Below are 17458 nucleotides of genomic sequence, written 5' to 3'. Positions count from 1 at the left end.
CTCTAGATTTAATTATTCAGTAATTTGCTGATGAACTGTTTTATTACTTACCTTTGATGGGTAAAGCACCACTAATAAGGTAAGAAAACAAGAAATACCCGCAGTTGCAATTGCATAAGCAAAACCAGAATTAAAGGCTTCAGGTAATAGTGTTAATAAAGAAGCATCTAAACCATCACCAATATTTTCAGTGACCAAACCAACAATTTCAATATAACTTACTGATATTCCTAATAACTGACTTTGAGTAACCATATAATGGATAGTTTGTTGCACCATTAATGTACCTAATAGCGCAATTCCCATCGTCATACCGGTTTGTCTTAATGCATTCATTGTTGCTGATGCCATTCCCGAGCGAGAAAGTTCAACACTCTTCATAACTAAAGCACCAATAGCAGGGGTAGATAGTCCCATTCCAGCGCCAAGAATAAATAAATAACTTCCTGTTATTCCATAGTGACTATCTGTATGCAATGTAGCTAATAAACAGGATGAAACAGCAATAAATAAGAAACCACAAACCATGAGTTTTCTAACAGAAAAATAAGCAGAAAAACGGCCAAAAGACATAGAGAACAGTGCCATTGCAATAAACTCAGGCGCCATTCTCCAGCCAGTTTCTAATGCGCTCCATCCTTGTGCTTTTTGCAAAAAGAAAGCAATAAAAAACACATTACTATAAGTGGCAAACCCCAATGTAAAAGAAGAAAAATTATATTGAAAGAAAGCGCGATCTTTAAATAAACTTAATGGCAATAGTGGCCTAGCAACACGTTTTTCTATTACTACAAAAAGAGCAAGAAAAATAACACCAGAAAATAATGTTGATAACGTTTTTATATGTACCCAGCCCACAGAACCCGCTTCAATTAGGCCGTAAGTTAGTAAACCTAATCCTAACATACTGGTTATTTGTCCAAATGGGTCAAGAGCAACATTATCAGGATCTGCACTTTCTTTTAATCCATACCACCCAAGCAATACAGTAATAATACCAATGGGAATATTAATAAGAAATATGCTCGGCCAACCACTAGTATGAACTAAAACACCACCTAAAATGGGGCCAATAATTAGTGATAACGCACTAACTGACGACCAAATACCAATAATACGAATACGCTCAATATCAATAGGAAAAGCATGAGTAATTAATGAGAGGGCACCCGGAATAAGCGCAGCGGCAGCCATGCCTTGAATAATACGTCCTAAAATTAATACAGTATGCTGTTGTGCAATAGCGCAAATAAGCGAACCTAATGTAAAAATAATCACGCCCCATAGCCATATTCTCTTTCGACCAAATCGGTCGCTTAATGGACCAGAAGAGAGAATACAAGCAGATAAACAAAGAGCATAAGCATCTACAATCCATTGTAAGGTTGACATATCGGCATGAATATCATTTTGAATTGTAGGTAATGCAACATTAACAATACTGATATCCAGCGTTGCCATAAAAGTCCCTAAACAAATAGCGCTAATTAGCGATAATCGCTTTAAATAATTCATAAATTTACTGCCTAGGTTGCTAAGTAATATCGCCATCATAATACTCGACCGACCGTCGGTCAATTGTTATTGATAATGAGTTTTATTTATCATCATTGAGACTAAACTCAATATAGAGTAACCTTTGCAGGCGACTTGAAGGGGATAAGCAATGTCATTAGAAGAGCAACTAACAGATAAACCAAGAACTAAGCCGGCGGAAATTCGCTTAGAAGAATTAATGAATGCAGCAGAAGCTCTTTTTCTTGAAAAAGGATTTGATGCAACAACGGTTAGCGATATCGTAAAAAAAGCAGGTGTTGCTAAAGGGACTTATTATCACTATTTTGCCGCTAAAACCGATGTTCTAGAGGCGTTAAGAACCCGTTATATGGATTGGTATCTTGATAAAGTCGCTGATGCAATAGCAAAATGTGAACCTCATGATTATCAAGCTAAATTAAAACAGTGGTGTGAAAATAGCGTTATTGCTTATGTAGAAAAGCGTGAACTACACGATATGTTATTTCACCAAGCGTTTCATCAAAGCGGAAATATTCATGAAAATAGGGCGATGCAACAATTGCAGGCTATTTTAGTTGATGGAACAAAAAATAAAATATGGCAAGTACTGCAACTCGAATTAACTAGCACACTAATTTATCATGGCATGCATGCGGCGGTTGATAATTTAGAAACAAGCACTGAATATACACCCGACACATTAGGTGAAATGCTTTATCAGCAATTTACTCAGTTATTAAATTAATTAGCATAAGCCTAAATTATCAGGGTAATTACAATAAATTTTTATTTAAAATTACCCTGATATAATTAGCGCCTTTGTTGCTGTCTAAAACAAGAAAAACCAACGCCTATCAATGCAAACAGAACACATAATATTGCGATAATAAGTGTAATAAATAGGCTATAACCATCAACAAAATAACCACCTAAATAGGCACCTACTGCTATTGCTATTGCTAGATTAAAAATAGCAATATAAGCAGAAATGGATCACACCGTTAATTTACCATCAATTTGTGCAGTTTATCCTTCAACGCGTCATTTATCGCCTAAAGTACGATACTTCCTTGATTTTATTGAGGAGCAATGGCAGGGGGACGCGATATGGCGCATTACTCAGTATTAGGGAAATATAAAACAAATAATAACAAGGAGCTGTAAAACACCTTGTTATTTAGCATTGAGGTTTATTTAATATTAAAGTTAAGCACGTAAACTATTTAGCAGTATATCGAGTGTTAATTGTGCTTTTCTTAATTGCTCATCACCGTCATGACTATTTGCTATCCACAGTGCCGCTGCTTCTAAACTACCATAAATAAATAACGCTAAGGTTTCAGGATCAACATCTTTAAGAGTTTTATTATCTATAAGTTGTTTGATCATTGCACTCATCGAGATAATACAACTTTGAGATGGCTCTGATACTTTATCACTTAAAATTGCCCGAGCATCTCGCATAATAATACGCTGAATTTCGGGTTCAAGTGCCATTGCTAAATAAGTATGACAACGCTGTGAAAACGCAAGCCAAAGATCAGCCGTATTATCTGATATTGCTTGTAAACGCGCGTCCATCTCAGCATCAATTTGTGCAACAACAGCAGATAATAAACCTTTTTTATCACCAAAGTGATGATATAACGCTCCACGGGTTAAACCCGCTTGAGCAGTTAAATCATCCATAGATGCATCAGTATAACCTTGATAACAAAAAACTTTTCTTGCTGTCTCTAACAATAACAATCTCGTTTCTTCCATTTCAGCGCGAGTACGTCTTGCCATTTTTCCTCCAATAATATCTTACATACGAACTGCTTGTATGTTTACATTCATTTCGTATGTATATATGATTTATACATACGTAGTGTATGTATTATCTTAATCTGTTGTCTAAATGGCAAGGATAAAAACGAGGAAGTGTATGATAAAGACTTATAAAAAGCTGTTTAGTCATCAGGGAACAGTTTTATTTACCCTAGCGGGATTAGTTGCACGTTTGCCATTACCAATGATGGGTATTGGTATCATTATGATGATTTCACAAACTCAAGAAAGTTATGCTTTAGCAGGGGCGATTTCTGCCTGTTTTGTTTTCACTTACGCCATATTATCACCACAAATTTCTCGATTAGTGGATAGTTATGGGCAGGGTAATGTTTTACCTATTTTCACATTAATCAGTGTGTTAGGTACGGGGCTAATGCTATTTATCTCTTGGTTACAGTGGCATATAAGCCTATTTTTTGTTGCCGCAGTATTAATGGGTTTTATGCCCTGTATTTCAGCGATGATAAGAGCGAGATGGACAGCAATTTATAAAAAGAATATTCAATTACAAACCGCTTATTCATTAGAAACAGTATTAGATGAAGTTACCTTTATTATAGGACCACCTATTGCGGTTGCCCTAAGTGTGGCATTTTTTCCTCAAGCAGGAATATTGATTGCAACAATTCTGCTTTCTATTGGTGTGTTTTTGTTGTCGATACAAAGAAAGAGCGAGCCCACTCTTGAAAAGAACATGGATATCATATCATCAGAGAAAAACAAATCAGTTATCCATTATCCTTTAGTAAAAATCCTAGCATTAATTATGGTATTTATGGGCATTATTGTCGGCACTATCGATATATTTAGTGTTGCTTTTGCTGATTTACAAGGGAACCCCGCAACAGCAAGTATAGTACTCTCTGCTTATGCTGTAAGCTCTTGTATTTCAGGGCTTGTTTTTGGTGCAGTAAAATTATCAAGCTCTTTACATCGTTTATTATTCGTCGGTGGTATCGCCACTTTTATTACTACATTACCTTTAGCCATTATTGCTTCTGTATATAGCTTAAGTGGAGTGGTATTTATTTCTGGAATATTCTTTGCTCCTATGATGATTGTGACAATGTCACTTATTGAAAAAGCGGTACCTGAAAAACAGTTAACAGAAGGGATGACATGGTTATTAGCGGGGTTAAATATTGGTGTTGCTATAGGAGCAGCATTAACTGGACAAGTTGTTGATTATTTTGGAACTAACTCTGGTTCATGGGTTGCTATCAGTGCCAGTATGCTAGTAATGTTGACCGCATTTATAGGTTATAGAAGGGGCAATTCAGTTAAAAACATATCTATTTGATGCACTGATATATTTACAAATTAACCCCATTAATACGAATAATTAATTTATATAATGGGGCTTAATCCTTTATTAATAACCTAAAGCTCAATCCAAGCGATACGCCCCCCCACAGATGTACTACGATGATTTGCTGCATGGCTAAGGCAAAGTGTACGCATTCCAGCACATTGTTGTGAATACCAAGCACCACCTCGCATTAATGCTCTTTTCCCATAATTACGAAGATAAACTTGATCATTATCTTGTTGGTTAATTGCTGGATATAATCCGAGTATTTTAAAAATATTAGCAACAGAGCAATTATCTTGTAATAACATAGCATTGAATTCACCATCCATTAATCCCGCCGGATAGCTATTATCTTTCGGATCACCGTTATAGTGTTTTATTGACGTTGATAAAATAGGTAGCCCTGCATTGCCATCACAAGATGCAGAAGGAGAATCATATTTCGCACTATTTTCATTTTTTATCGGTAATGTATTTCCGGTTAATAAATCCACAGAATGCCACTGTTCGTTAATTGCCGAATTACCACAAAATACCGCATTGTTATTTTTAATGATTTGAATTTCACCAGCATCTAATTGCATTCCACTTTGCCATTCCCACAGGTTGCCACATAAATCGCTAATACCAAATTCACTATTATCATGATACCAATTTACCCATTTGGGTGCGGTTAAAGTTGTTGGATCACCCGTTGTAAAATCTGTATCACCGGCAGGTTTATTATCGACTCGAATAGCTTCTTGATGTGGATGTAAAAAACTACGGCCATAATCCGTGTTGCCATCTTCTTTCATTTTATGATGACGACACCAAAGCATAAGTGCAGCCCATTCTGCGTGAGTGCTTAAATGAAAACCTTTTCCTGTTTGTTGTGAACGTCGTTGAAAAGTAGGTAAATCTAATAAAGTTGCTGGCTTTTGGTCTGGTAAGCTTAATAATTCATCTTGATGAATTGATGCTGGATAACACGCATAAAAGAAAGCATCTTTTATTTCTTCATTAACAATAAAAGCAGGATGAATTGTATCACCTAGATTATCTGATACCTCATTTAAATAAAATCGAGGTACCACATACATATAATTTGGCTGTCCTTTAACGGAATATAAAATAGTACGTTTACCCGATGATTGTGTTTCAACTTTAATACGCAGAGGGTCGGGTGAATAGATATCAAACATAATTATTCCTTTTCTTGAGTCAATAATGTCACCCAATAGCCTTCTTGCCATTTAACGGGGAGAAACCGATCATAGTAGTCATGAAAAATAGCATTAGCATCGAGGTAGGAAAATCGCTGAGGGTGTAACCATTTCGCCATTTGTAATACAGCAATAAAACCGAATGGACTGTCATAAAAAGAGTGCCAAATGGCGTAAACTTGTTGGTTTTTAACCGCACCAAGCGTTTTATAAGCAAGGCGCTGCATTAAAGTTTCAAGCTGTAGTTTAGCTTGTTGCAAATTAGCTCCAGGACCTAAATTAACCCAATCACCTGTAGGGTTGTAGCCACTCCAATCAGCACCGGTTAAAAATATTTTGTCAGGTTTCGAATAAATAACCGTTTCTTGGTTTAATAAACCGTAGGTACTTGTTATATATTCAGATCCTAGATTTTTACCACCGGCAACTTGTAACATTTGTCCCATGCTGCCATTGCCATAAGAGAGACAACATTCGGGGGTGAAACCCGCAGCACGTTCAAATAAAATATTAGGTCTAACAAAAGGCGTTTGATGTAAACGCTGTTCTACTTGGGCTAACTGTTGCTGGCGAAATATGTTCATTGCTTGGCTACGTTGTGTATTCCCTAGCAAATTTCCCATAATCTCTGTACTGATTGGTGTGTTGTTAAGTGGATCGATACTTAAATCAAACACTATCACCGGAATATTGGCTTTTGTGAGCAAATCTAAAACACCATTCACGCTAATTGCTCGATAAGTACCTATTGCCACAATAATGACATCTGGCTTTAACGAAATGAGTTTTTCACTATTAAAATGTCCACTCGACATAGCGCTAAATTCAGGTAGCGACAGTAATTTAGGAAATGCTTGAGTATATTGGCGATACAAACTTAAATCAGCGGTACGAAATGCAGAGGGCATAGCAATAAGACGCTCATCAAAAGCGCCTGTTGTATTAATGGTAGCTACGGCGGCATAAAGTAAAAACAATCCGCTATCTGCAATATATATTTTATCTAAATTACTGGGTAATGTGACTTCTCGTTTTAAAATATCAACAATGGTTTTCTGTTTTTGTTTAGCATAAACAGGAAATGGACTGGCTAATAATAATGAGAATGCACTGGCACCTTTTAGTAATGAACGTCGATAAATATTCATGTTCATATCCTAAAAATAGTAATTTAATACACCAAGCACCACTCGATCAGTTCCAACGCTGCAATAAGTAGAGCTGGTACAACTGGCAACATAGGATTTATTGGTTAAATTACTTACCGTTAATCCTAATTCTAATCCTTGTAATTCACTATTAATTGCAGCTAATTGATAACGGAAACTGACATCACCTAACCATACTGCGGGTACTTTAAACGTATTGGTATTGTCACCATAAGTAGAGCCTAAATAACGCACACCAGCACCTAACAACGCGCCATTAAAATAAGGCTGGCGAAAACGGTAATCTATCCATGCAGATCCTGTATGAGCAGGTACTTGAACAGGATGTTTATTTAATGTCGTTGGATCACTGGTTGAAGTAACAATATTGTGCGTATAAGCATAATTCAGCATCATATTAACTTGTGGTGTTAATGCTAATTTGCTTTCAAACTCCACACCACGCGAGCGAATTTCACCTGATTGTTGATAATAATCTGGATTTCTAGGGTTATGAGTGGTTACGTTTTCTTGGGTTAATTCATAAACAGCAACACTCACTAAGTGAGCAGCTTGTGGATCTTGATATTTAATACCTGCTTCATATTGTCTTGATTTCATAGGAATAAATGCTTTTCCATCAGCATCAGTTCCTAGAACCGGATCAAAACTATCAGATGTGCTTATCCAAGGTGAAAAACCATTATTAAATTGATAACTTAGCCCAACACGATGGCTCCATGCTGTGTTATGGCTGGTTTGTATCGTATCTGAAATTTGATTATGTGTGTCTAAATCAGCGCTATCGTAACGGCCACTGAGTAATAAATTCCATTGTTGCCAACGTAGGTGGTCTTGTAAATAGTAGCCATATCGATCAAATTGTTGTTTTGTAGATGTGAGTGAAACTGGATAAGGCGTGAAATCCGGCTTATGGTTATCTGCCCAAGGGTCAAAACTCACCGTTTGAGAACCCCACCAATCTTTAGTCATATAACCATGTTGATAATCAAATCCAGCCATTAAAGTATGGTCAATATCCCACATAGCGACCTTACCAATTAACTGATTATCTGTTACCCATGTTTCTGATTTACTTGGTGCTTCTTGATATACCGCAGTCAAGAAACGATCACCTGGTAGAAATCCGCGGGTATAGTCACGGCTAATTTCAGTATCTACCTTCATAAAACGGGTATTTTGTTTAAATTGCCACTGAGGATTAATTTGATATTCAAGTAACGATGTTACAGATTGTTGTTTTCGATGAGAATTATCATGACTTTGATTATTATAATTTCGATTAGGATCAACCTTACCGTTAGGGTTAGGCCGCAATCCTAACGCTTGAGCAGGCAGCGTATTGTAATAGCCCAGACGCGGCTCTTTCTGGTATTGACCTAATAACGTCCAATTAAATGAATCATTAGGTTTCCATGTGATTGCTGGTGAAATAAGAAAACGAGTTTGGCGAGAAGAGGGTATTTGCGATCCCTGTTCAAGGGCCAAACCTGAAACACGATATAGCCAAGTTTCATCGTCATCGATTGCAGATGTAGTATCAAATTTGACGCTATGATTTTTATTATTTCCAGCTTGTAACTGAATTTGGTGCTGAGTTTCGGCTGAAGGGCGACGTGATATCATATTTATTACACCGCCAGCACCACCTTGACCATATAAAGCAGAAGAAGGGCCATGCACTGCTTCTAAACTTTGTAGGCTCCAACTATCAACTTGTGGAGCCCAAATGCCGCTATTTCCCAGCATTCTTAACCCATCAAGATAATAATCAGCATCGAAACCACGCATTTTGGAATAATCAATACCACTACCAAAAGCGCCAAACTTCTCACTCACAATGCCAGAGCTATAACGCAACGCCTGACTAATAGATTCAGAAGGTAAATTATCAAGTTGAGCGCGATTAACTACTGAAACCATTTGTGGTGTTTCTAATAAAGTGGCATCGCTTTTAGTCGCTGTTGTTTGCTTTTTAGCGATATAACCGGTAGGTAATGACTCATTTTCATTACCGCTATCCGCAGTTACCACAATTTTTTCCGTGGTTTCTGCATAAACAGGAGATAGGGCAGTTAATGTAAATAATGTAGGAATAACAATAGAGTAGTAGTTATGTCCACTTTTAAATTGCTTGTTTTGACAATGATTATTTTCAGGTAATAGCAACATGATAATTCCATCGAAAATGAAAAATTGATAATGACTGACTCAGGGTCGGTAACATACAGCAACGACCGACTGTCAGTCAACATAAATAATAATCATTTTCATTTGGTGAATGATGGAGTATGCGTTTTTAATATTATTATCAGAAAAATAAGCAATATTTTATATTAAACAATCTATTTATTACTTATTGTAAATAAGGTGAATTTAAAAATATAACTAATTTATTTGATTTAAAAATATATAAAGAAAATAAAGATGAAATTGAAATTAAAGCATCAGAAAAACATACAAAAATTATTTAATTAATATGATTAAAGATAAAGTGGGAACTCCTGAGAGTTTTCTGGTAAATAAGCTTAAAAACTCAAAAAAGAAAAAGAAAAAGAAAAAAATGTTAGAGACTGATATTATAGATAAAGCATTATTAAAAGAAATTAATGGTAAAATTTCAATTAAGGATGCCAATATAAAAAATGATGACTATAAGCTGCCTGAAGGTTCATTTTCACTATATGAAAACGCAAAAAAACAAACCAGTGATAGATCTATAACCAAATAAGAATGTAAAAACTCATTTATCAAATTTAAAAAAAGGCCTAGTAAATTTACTAAGCCTTTTTTATTAATCTTATCTACTTTTAATAAGCAGGGCGATTAAGCCTCAACACCTTTTTTCGCTAAGAACTCATCATAAGTTCCTTGGAAATTAGTTACTTTTTCTGGTGTGATTTCAATAATACGATTTGCAAGTGAACTGACAAATTCACGGTCATGAGAAACGAAAACTAATGTGCCTTGATATAGCTCTAGCGCCATATTTAATGACTCAATTGATTCCATATCTAAGTGGTTAGTAGGTTCATCCATAATTAAGATATTTGGTTTTTGCATCATTAATTTACCAAATAACATTCTACCTTTTTCACCACCAGATAATACTTGGACTGATTTTTTAAGATCATCTTGAGAAAATAGTAAACGACCTAACACACTACGAACGGATTGTTCGTCGTCTTCTGGCTTCATCCATAAACTCATCCAATCAAATACAGTCATATCGACTTCAAAATCAGTAGCATGATCCTGAGCGTAATAACCAATATTTGAGTTTTCAGACCATTTTAAACGACCAGTATCAGGCGTCAATTCACCAACTAAGGTTTTAATTAATGTTGATTTACCAACACCGTTATTACCTAAAATAGCAACTTTTTCGCCCACTTCCAGCATCATATTGACGTTTTTAAACAGCGGGGCGTTGTCATCATAGCCTTTAGAGATGTTTTCCACTTCAAGCGCATTACGGAATAATTTTTTCTCTTGATCAAAACGAATAAATGGGTTTTGACGACTAGACGCTTTAACTTCAGCTAATTGAATTTTTTCAATTTGTTTGGCACGAGAGGTCGCCTGACGCGATTTCGATGCATTAGCACTAAAACGGCTAACAAAAGATTGTAACTCGTTAATTTGTGCTTTTTTCTTGGCGTTATCAGCTAATAAACGCTCACGCGCTTGAGTCGCTGCAAACATATATTCATCATAATTACCTGGATGAACTGCTAATGCGCCGTAATCAAGATCAGCCATATGCGTACACACCATATTCAGGAAGTGACGGTCATGGGAAATAATGATCATGGTACTGTTACGTTCATTCAATGTTTGCTCAAGCCAACGAATGGTATCAATATCCAAGTTGTTCGTTGGTTCGTCGAGTAACAGAATATCTGGATCAGCAAACAGGGCTTGAGCCAAAAGTACACGTAATTTCCAACCCGGTGCGACTTCACTCATCGGGCCGTTATGTTGTTCTAGCGGGATGCCAACATTTAACAGTAACTCACCAGCACGAGATTCAACTGTATATCCGTCCATTTCGCCGAATTTAACTTCAAGATCAGCGACACGTAAACCATCTTCTTCACTCATTTCAGGTAAGTTATAAATGCGCTCGCGCTCTTGTTTAACTTCCCACAGTTCAGTGTGTCCCATAATCACAGTATCAAGCACCGTGAATTCTTCATAAGCAAATTGGTCTTGTTTTAATTTACCAAGGCGCTCATTAGGATCGAGAAATACGTTGCCGCTACTTGGGACTAAATCGCCACCAAGAATTTTCATAAAAGTTGATTTGCCGCTGCCGTTAGCACCGATTAAACCATAGCGGTTTCCGCCACCAAATTTGACAGAAATGTTTTCAAACAGTGGCTTAGAGCCAAACTGCATAGTGATATTATTGCTGATTAACAAGACGAATACTCATTATTAGTGAATGACAAAAGGTAATGGGGCGGCATTATGCCACAAGTTGCCCCCATTAAGACAGCAAAGTGATAAATGACTTACTAAGAAATTATTTGCGGGACAAAAATATATCATAAAATGAATAACTAAAATAAATCACAATAAGAAAAAGAGATAACTCAAATAAGCTATCTCTTTTCTTATATTATTAGTGTGATATTAGTATTCTAAAATATTATTTTTTAGCCGGTACTAAGCCTGGTTCAATGACGGAATAGACTTGATCATCTAATAATTCAGCATCTAATAGTTTGGCAACTAGTCGAGCAACATCACGACGATTCACCAAGCCATGTATTTCTTCATATTGATAAAGCTGTGCTTTTCCTGTTTCTTCCCCATTGAGTAATCCACCAGGGCGCACTATCGCATAATCGAAACGGCTCGTTTGCAACCATACTTCAGCAAGCGATTTTTCTCTTACCGCTTGGCCAAATGCTGCTTTGGCGCGATCTGATAATGCAGTCCAGCTATCGCCACATCCTAATGAAGACACCATTAACATTCGGCTAAATCCCATTAACTCTGCGGTATCAATCACTGTTCTATGAGCTAAGTAATCATTTTCGCCACCCATAGTTGAAATAATATCCGCGTCATTACCTGCAAGTTTTAGTACTTGTTGAACCGCATTAATTTCTGTGGCATCACCAATAACGGTTTTGATGCCTTTTTCAGTTAACCGTTTTGCAGCAGCTGCATGACGAACTAAAGCGACAATAGGGCGTTGCTGTTCAATTCCGATATCAGCAATATGTGAGCCAACACCTTGACCACCAGCACCAAAAATAACCCATGTTTTCACGTTACTTTATTCCTCGCTTAATTGTTTTGCTAACTGACGAAAAGCGGATAATTGCTCAGGTAATAGTTGTCTATGTTCATCACGCCCTAAAAAAATCTTAAACATAGCAGCACCTGCTTGATTAAAAAACAGAATCGAAGCGGTATCCATCCCCATAAATTTACGTTCAACCATTGCAATATATTGACAATTTTCGGCTTTAATATGCCCAGTCATGCCTTTTTTGCCACGCAAATTAAAATAGCCATGACGATGAAAACCACTTGGTAATTCACCACTAAACTCTAATATAACGTCTTGTGTATGTACTAATGTTGTCACATTTCCCCACCGCATAACATTATCCCATACTGTATCGAATTGTGTGCCACTCATCACTGAGCGTAAGGGTAAATGTCTCACAACCTCTAATAAGCTGGTATTAAACTGTGTGGCAATAGTTTCTAGGGTTCCATCAGGTTCAGTAATTAAAAATTGTTGTAATTCTGTATTCATGGTTATTATTCCCATTTTTTATTTAGTCGGTTTATATAATAATTAAAGCGTTACCACACACTATCGAGGTGTGTTTAATTGCAAAATAAGTTGTTGTAATGAAGTCAATAAATTACTTGCCCAAAACCGACCTTCGTTGGTGAGTTTCATACAAAGGAAATCGTCTTCAACAAGACCCGCTTGATACCATTGACTTAATAAAGGAGAGAGCAGCGTAGCCTGTGGACTAAGTCTGGCTAAATCAACGCGACCAGACTCAATGCCCGCTTGTAATTCATGACGCCAACGAAAACCGCTGTCTGTGGTTTTGCTCATCATCATCAATGGTTTTTGGTTATCTGAAATTTTCTGGTAATAACTATCTAATGAGCGATCTATCATCCATGAATAACCGTTAACAGAGCCCCCCGCACCAGAGCCAAATGCAAGACAATCTGCGCCTTGTTTAATTAATAAATTATATAGATTGCGCTCGCGGGTTGTTCTTGCCCAATGGCTATTACTTATTTGGCGCCAACCAACGTTTTCCATAAAATCGCAACCTTGCAGATAAAGATCACGGCGTTGGGTTGGCGATGGCACAGTGATGCGTTGATTTTCTACTGCTTTACCTAATGGCGTGTTAGGCAATAAATTAAGCGCATAAAGATCAACACCATCTAAACCAATATCGTTAGCTATTTCTAAATCTTCAGCCCAATTTGTTGCATTTTGATTCGGCAAACCAAATAACAAATCACATACAACAGCAGCTCTATCTCGTTGGCATAATCCTTTCATAAACTTAATAGCTTCAGTACCTGTTGAAGTACGAGCCATACGTTTACGAATTTTGCTATTAAAGGTTTGAATACCAATAGAAAATCGATTAGCGCCTGCATCTAAGCAAGCATCGATACGATTATCGTCAAAGTTTAATACACGACCTTCTATTGTAATTTCACAATCAGGCGCTAAAGGAAGCGATTGACGCAAATGAGTGATAACGCGAAAAAGATCTTTGGCAGATAAAGCAGAAGGGGTACCACCACCAAAGTAAACAGCATGTATTGGTGCTGATTGATAAAGTAAGCTATCAGCTTCAGCCGATATCTCACGTAATAATGCGTCAGTATAGCGCGCACAAGCCTCTTCATAATAATTATTCTGATAAAAACCACAAAAAGTACAATGAGTTGCACAAAAAGGAATGTGAATATAAAGCAGTCTTTTACACGCTGGCGTTTTGCTATTTAATAATGCTTGCCAAGTCGTTTGCTGATCTTCTTTCGCGATGGGTGCAGATCCTCGCCACGGCATTGTTGCATGGCGATCACGAAAAGGTGAATCGCCATCAAGTGCAAAGTGAGGCGTAAAATCAATCTCAGAAGATGAAATTATTGATTGTGTAACTACATTTACTTTCATTAAATCATTCCTGCCTTACTTTGCATTATTTTCATTATTTTCATTATTTTCATTATTTTCTGAGGCTGTTGGATAAAACTGCTGATGCAATAATTCAACCGCATCCACAATACGTGGGCCCATTCCTAAAATAAGTGATTGATCAATTTCGATAATACGTTGGTTTTTCCATGCTTGAGTCATCGAAACACCTGGCACAGAAGCTAATCCATTTGCGGCACGTAAATTCCCAGTGTGGTTTTTTTGGCTTTGTGTTGTGATAACAATGACCTCAGGATCCGCGGCAATGATTGCTTCAGCACTATAAATGCGATAGTTCTCATGCATTGCAATATTATTACCACCGGCTAAAGTCAAAATAGCATCGGCGACACTGGTTTTACCGGCAACTTGTGGGATACCCCCACCGGGTGAGAGAAAAAATATCACTTTAACAGGACGTTCCACTTGTTTATTCTTCTCAGCGACCACAGCTAAACGTGCTTGTAAAGAGGCGATTAACGCCTCCGCTTCAGTCTGCTTATCAAGATAATTAGCTAAAGTACGAATATTTTCGAGCATTAGTTCAAATGTGGCGGGTGTACGAGGTAGTGAAATAACATTAACCTGATGCTGCGTTAATTGACGTAATACCATTTTAGGTTCAGCATCGTCCCATGTAACAAAAGTAGTAGGGCGCAATGACAAAATACCCTCGGTACTAAGTTGTTTCCAGTAACCAATATGAGGTAGAGATTTAGTGTGCTCTGGGTAAGAGGTCGTCTCATCAACACCAACAACTTTATCACCCGCATTCATAGCGTAAATTAGTTCGGTAATAGAACCACCCGCAATAACCCAACGCTCATTTTTTTCATTGTCTTTTGCCATTAAGCTAAAGGGTAAAAAACACAAGACACAGGTCATTAATATTTTTTTCATGATTAAAATACCCATGTAAGACCAACTGCAACATTTATACCTGCTTCAGGAATAGATTCATGAGCCGTTTGATAACGTTTATTCAGAATATTATTTAAATCAAAGTTAATACGGTATTGATCCTTTTCACCGAACTCACTACTTAAAGCGAGGTTAACTGTCGCCCAACCAGCATATTGTTGTTTATTATCGCCATTACTTTCATCTTTGGCATGTGTTGCTGCTCTTAAATATAAATCTGACATTAAATTCATATTTTCAAACATTAATAAATGCTTAGCACCCACTCGCGTGGTTACCACAGGCTCACCCGTATTCCATGTTTTTAGATTAGGATTAATATATTGGCGACGCATAATATTAGCGGAAATATAAGGAGTAACAGACCATCCTTGATACTGCGCCATTATTTCCATGCCATAGGTTTTTGCTCGATTAATATTGTCGTAATAAAAGTAATCAGCTCGGCCAGTTTTACTATTACCTTCGCAAATACTTTCACCAGCACAAGCAATAGAGGTGATATAATTTTTAGCCTCTGAATAATAAAGTGCGCTATCGATATACCAATTATTACCTTTATAACGAGCACCTAATTCCACGTTATTAGAGTGTTCTGCATCAAGGTCTCGATTACCATAAGTTACCGCTCCGCCAGCTGTAGTATTCATAAATTGCTGAACAAGTGTTGGGAAAACATAACCTTGAGCAAATGCGAGTCGTAATTCAGTATCTTGAAAACCGGAGTAACGCACGCTCGATGAGACAATAAATGCATTATCTCTTACAGTATCAGCAGCTAATATCTTATTACTTGTTCCTGTTTTACTGTGATGTATCGTTTCATCGCCATCTTGTAACTCTGATTTCAGCCAATATTGTCTAGCTCCCAATGTCCATGACCAGTTATCCGCCATTTTCCAATCGTTTTGAGCAAAAAGAGAACCATTAGTTTGTTTGCTACGATTATGTAATAACGACTGTTTGTCATAATTAACCGCTGGTGGAAATGCCGTCGTGCTATTTGATGATGTATGACCCACGGATGTTTGTTTGACTTTATCTTGCTGATATTGCGCGCCAAGGATCAGTTCATTATTCGCAGGCAAAGTAAAATTAGCCTGAACAGTAACACCATAAGTATTTTGCGTATCTTCAGACTGAGTTCGATTTTTTACTGTTAAATTGCCAATCATTGGGCTACCCGTTGGAGTAACAACTCCGACGCGATTTTCAAATTGACGCTCAATTTTTTGTGTATAAGCATCAATATGAAGTTTTTTGAAATAATCGGCCTCGACATCATAATCATAGAATAAACCGATTTTTTCACGCTCAAGTTTTGGTATTTTTACGCTAAACTCTTGATATTGTCCTTCATCAGCATAATAAGATTGTGTGCTTAACTCATAGCGATCAAGCGACAAACCAAACTTGTGTTTATCTAATCGATAGCCTAACCATGCACCTTGGCCATTATTTCTAAAATGTGTATTAGGTAAGCGACCATCTGGTGTATCACGATCACCGTGATCAGCATAACTTCCATTTAAGCGATATTCAAAATCACCCACAGAACCAGAAAGTAATGCTGACTCACGCCATCCCATTGTTGCCGAATCATAAACAACTTTAACATTACCGCCGAAAGGCTTATCACCCCCTTTCTGCGTAATTAAATTTACCACGCCACCAATAGCTTGCGATCCATAAAGCACAGAATAGGGGCCTTTAACGACTTCGATGCGTTCTAATGCAGATTCATCAATCAAAATACCTGCACCATAATTTTGTCCACCTCGCTGATAAGTCACTTCTTGCCCATCAACCAATAACAAAACACGAGAGGAAGACTCGCCCCGAATACGTATTTGCTTACGCCCAGCAAGGCTATTATCTGTAACATCAATTCCGGGGATATCACGTAACTGATCGGCAATAGAAGATGAAGTGGAATTAATTAAACTTTCTTTATCAACAACTTGAATAGTTGCAGGGCTACTCCATAAAGAAGCCTCATTACGCGTAGTTGTAACAACCATCGTTTCTTCTTTATTAGAAGCGTTAGAAGTAGAAGAGGCGGAGTTAGCCATTACATATGGAGATAGAGCAAGAGTGAGTGTAGATAACACGAAGCAAGATTTAATTTGAGCACACATTATTGCGAATCCTAATGAGATCAATAATTATTATCATTCGCTTTATAATTTAACTTTTATCATTCATCAACCAGTAAATAGCAAATAGAATACATCTTTGATGTAGATCAAGATAAAAATGTGATCTTATACAGAATAGATGATTAAACAGACAG

Annotated in this window: 15 protein-coding genes; 4 read left to right on the top strand and 11 right to left on the bottom strand. The window is 37.1% G+C overall.

All coding sequences use genetic code 11. The features are described 5' to 3' along the window. Nucleotides 1-12 precede the first annotated feature (12 nt). Nucleotides 13-1515 (bottom strand): MFS transporter, encoded by a 1503-nt coding sequence (locus M997_RS09700; protein ID WP_064719921.1) that lies wholly within the window; start codon nucleotides 1513-1515, stop codon nucleotides 13-15. A gap of 151 nt (nucleotides 1516-1666) precedes the next feature. Between M997_RS09700 and M997_RS09695 the strand changes: the two genes are divergently transcribed. Together M997_RS09695 and M997_RS17480 are read left to right on the top strand one after the other, a co-directional pair. Continuing rightward, nucleotides 1667-2263 carry a TetR/AcrR family transcriptional regulator gene (locus M997_RS09695; protein WP_064719920.1) on the top strand — a complete coding sequence of 199 codons (597 nt, stop codon included), beginning with the start codon at nucleotides 1667-1669 and terminating at the stop codon, nucleotides 2261-2263. Between the two features lie 243 nt (nucleotides 2264-2506). Then, on the top strand, nucleotides 2507-2647 hold the full coding sequence (locus tag M997_RS17480; RefSeq protein WP_156510820.1) for a hypothetical protein: 141 nt from the start codon (nucleotides 2507-2509) through the stop codon (nucleotides 2645-2647). A 77-nt stretch (nucleotides 2648-2724) separates the two neighbouring features. On the opposite strand, the gene M997_RS09690 is transcribed toward M997_RS17480, so the two are convergent. Then, complete coding sequence (locus M997_RS09690) at nucleotides 2725-3306, bottom strand: TetR/AcrR family transcriptional regulator (protein WP_064719919.1); 582 nt, start codon at nucleotides 3304-3306, stop codon at nucleotides 2725-2727. Nucleotides 3307-3445: 139 nt separating this feature from the next. Between M997_RS09690 and M997_RS09685 the strand changes: the two genes are divergently transcribed. After that, entirely contained in the window at nucleotides 3446-4651 is a 1206-nt protein-coding gene (locus M997_RS09685) for an MFS transporter (protein WP_064719918.1), read from the top strand. 80 nt (nucleotides 4652-4731) lie between these two features. Here M997_RS09685 and M997_RS09680 read toward each other — a convergent pair whose 3' ends face one another. The 3 genes from M997_RS09680 to M997_RS09670 are packed head-to-tail and all read right to left on the bottom strand — an operon-like array spanning nucleotide 4732 to nucleotide 9209. After that, nucleotides 4732-5847 (bottom strand): hypothetical protein, encoded by a 1116-nt coding sequence (locus M997_RS09680; protein WP_064719917.1) that lies wholly within the window; start codon nucleotides 5845-5847, stop codon nucleotides 4732-4734. A gap of 2 nt (nucleotides 5848-5849) precedes the next feature. Beyond that, complete coding sequence (locus M997_RS09675; RefSeq protein WP_157957770.1) at nucleotides 5850-7016, bottom strand: ABC transporter substrate-binding protein; 1167 nt, start codon at nucleotides 7014-7016, stop codon at nucleotides 5850-5852. Nucleotides 7017-7025: 9 nt separating this feature from the next. Further along, a complete protein-coding gene (locus M997_RS09670; RefSeq protein WP_082918409.1) occupies nucleotides 7026-9209 on the bottom strand; it encodes a TonB-dependent siderophore receptor in 2184 nt (727 codons plus the stop codon). Between the two features lie 322 nt (nucleotides 9210-9531). On the opposite strand from M997_RS09670, the gene M997_RS09665 reads away from it, so the two are divergent. Beyond that, on the top strand, nucleotides 9532-9768 hold the full coding sequence (locus tag M997_RS09665; RefSeq protein ID WP_156510819.1) for a hypothetical protein: 237 nt from the start codon (nucleotides 9532-9534) through the stop codon (nucleotides 9766-9768). Nucleotides 9769-9863: 95 nt separating this feature from the next. On the opposite strand, the gene M997_RS09660 is transcribed toward M997_RS09665, so the two are convergent. The 6 genes from M997_RS09660 to M997_RS09635 form a co-directional block, all read right to left on the bottom strand. Next, the gene (locus M997_RS09660) at nucleotides 9864-11462 is read right to left on the bottom strand and encodes an ABC-F family ATPase (protein WP_064719914.1); all 1599 of its coding nucleotides are present in this window, start codon (nucleotides 11460-11462) and stop codon (nucleotides 9864-9866) included. 229 nt (nucleotides 11463-11691) lie between these two features. After that, nucleotides 11692-12321, bottom strand: a complete 630-nt coding sequence (locus tag M997_RS09655) for an NAD(P)H-binding protein (RefSeq protein ID WP_064719913.1) — start codon at nucleotides 12319-12321, stop codon at nucleotides 11692-11694. Nucleotides 12322-12327: 6 nt separating this feature from the next. Beyond that, on the bottom strand, nucleotides 12328-12816 hold the full coding sequence (gene hutX, locus M997_RS09650) for a heme utilization cystosolic carrier protein HutX (protein WP_109406101.1): 489 nt from the start codon (nucleotides 12814-12816) through the stop codon (nucleotides 12328-12330). Nucleotides 12817-12876: 60 nt separating this feature from the next. Continuing rightward, nucleotides 12877-14223, bottom strand: a complete 1347-nt coding sequence (gene hutW, locus M997_RS09645) for a heme anaerobic degradation radical SAM methyltransferase ChuW/HutW (RefSeq protein WP_064719911.1) — start codon at nucleotides 14221-14223, stop codon at nucleotides 12877-12879. A gap of 15 nt (nucleotides 14224-14238) precedes the next feature. Continuing rightward, nucleotides 14239-15144: a heme/hemin ABC transporter substrate-binding protein gene (locus M997_RS09640; protein ID WP_064719932.1), complete on the bottom strand. Its 906-nt coding sequence runs from the start codon at nucleotides 15142-15144 to the stop codon at nucleotides 14239-14241. A gap of 2 nt (nucleotides 15145-15146) precedes the next feature. Further along, on the bottom strand, nucleotides 15147-17303 hold the full coding sequence (locus tag M997_RS09635; protein ID WP_064719910.1) for a TonB-dependent receptor plug domain-containing protein: 2157 nt from the start codon (nucleotides 17301-17303) through the stop codon (nucleotides 15147-15149). Nucleotides 17304-17458 lie beyond the last annotated feature (155 nt).

It is taken from the genome of Proteus hauseri ATCC 700826 (assembly GCF_001654965.1).
GTDB classification, from domain to species: domain Bacteria; phylum Pseudomonadota; class Gammaproteobacteria; order Enterobacterales; family Enterobacteriaceae; genus Proteus; species Proteus hauseri.
The sequence above is the reverse complement of the archived record's forward strand: the minus strand, read 5'-3'. Positions and strand labels throughout refer to the sequence as shown.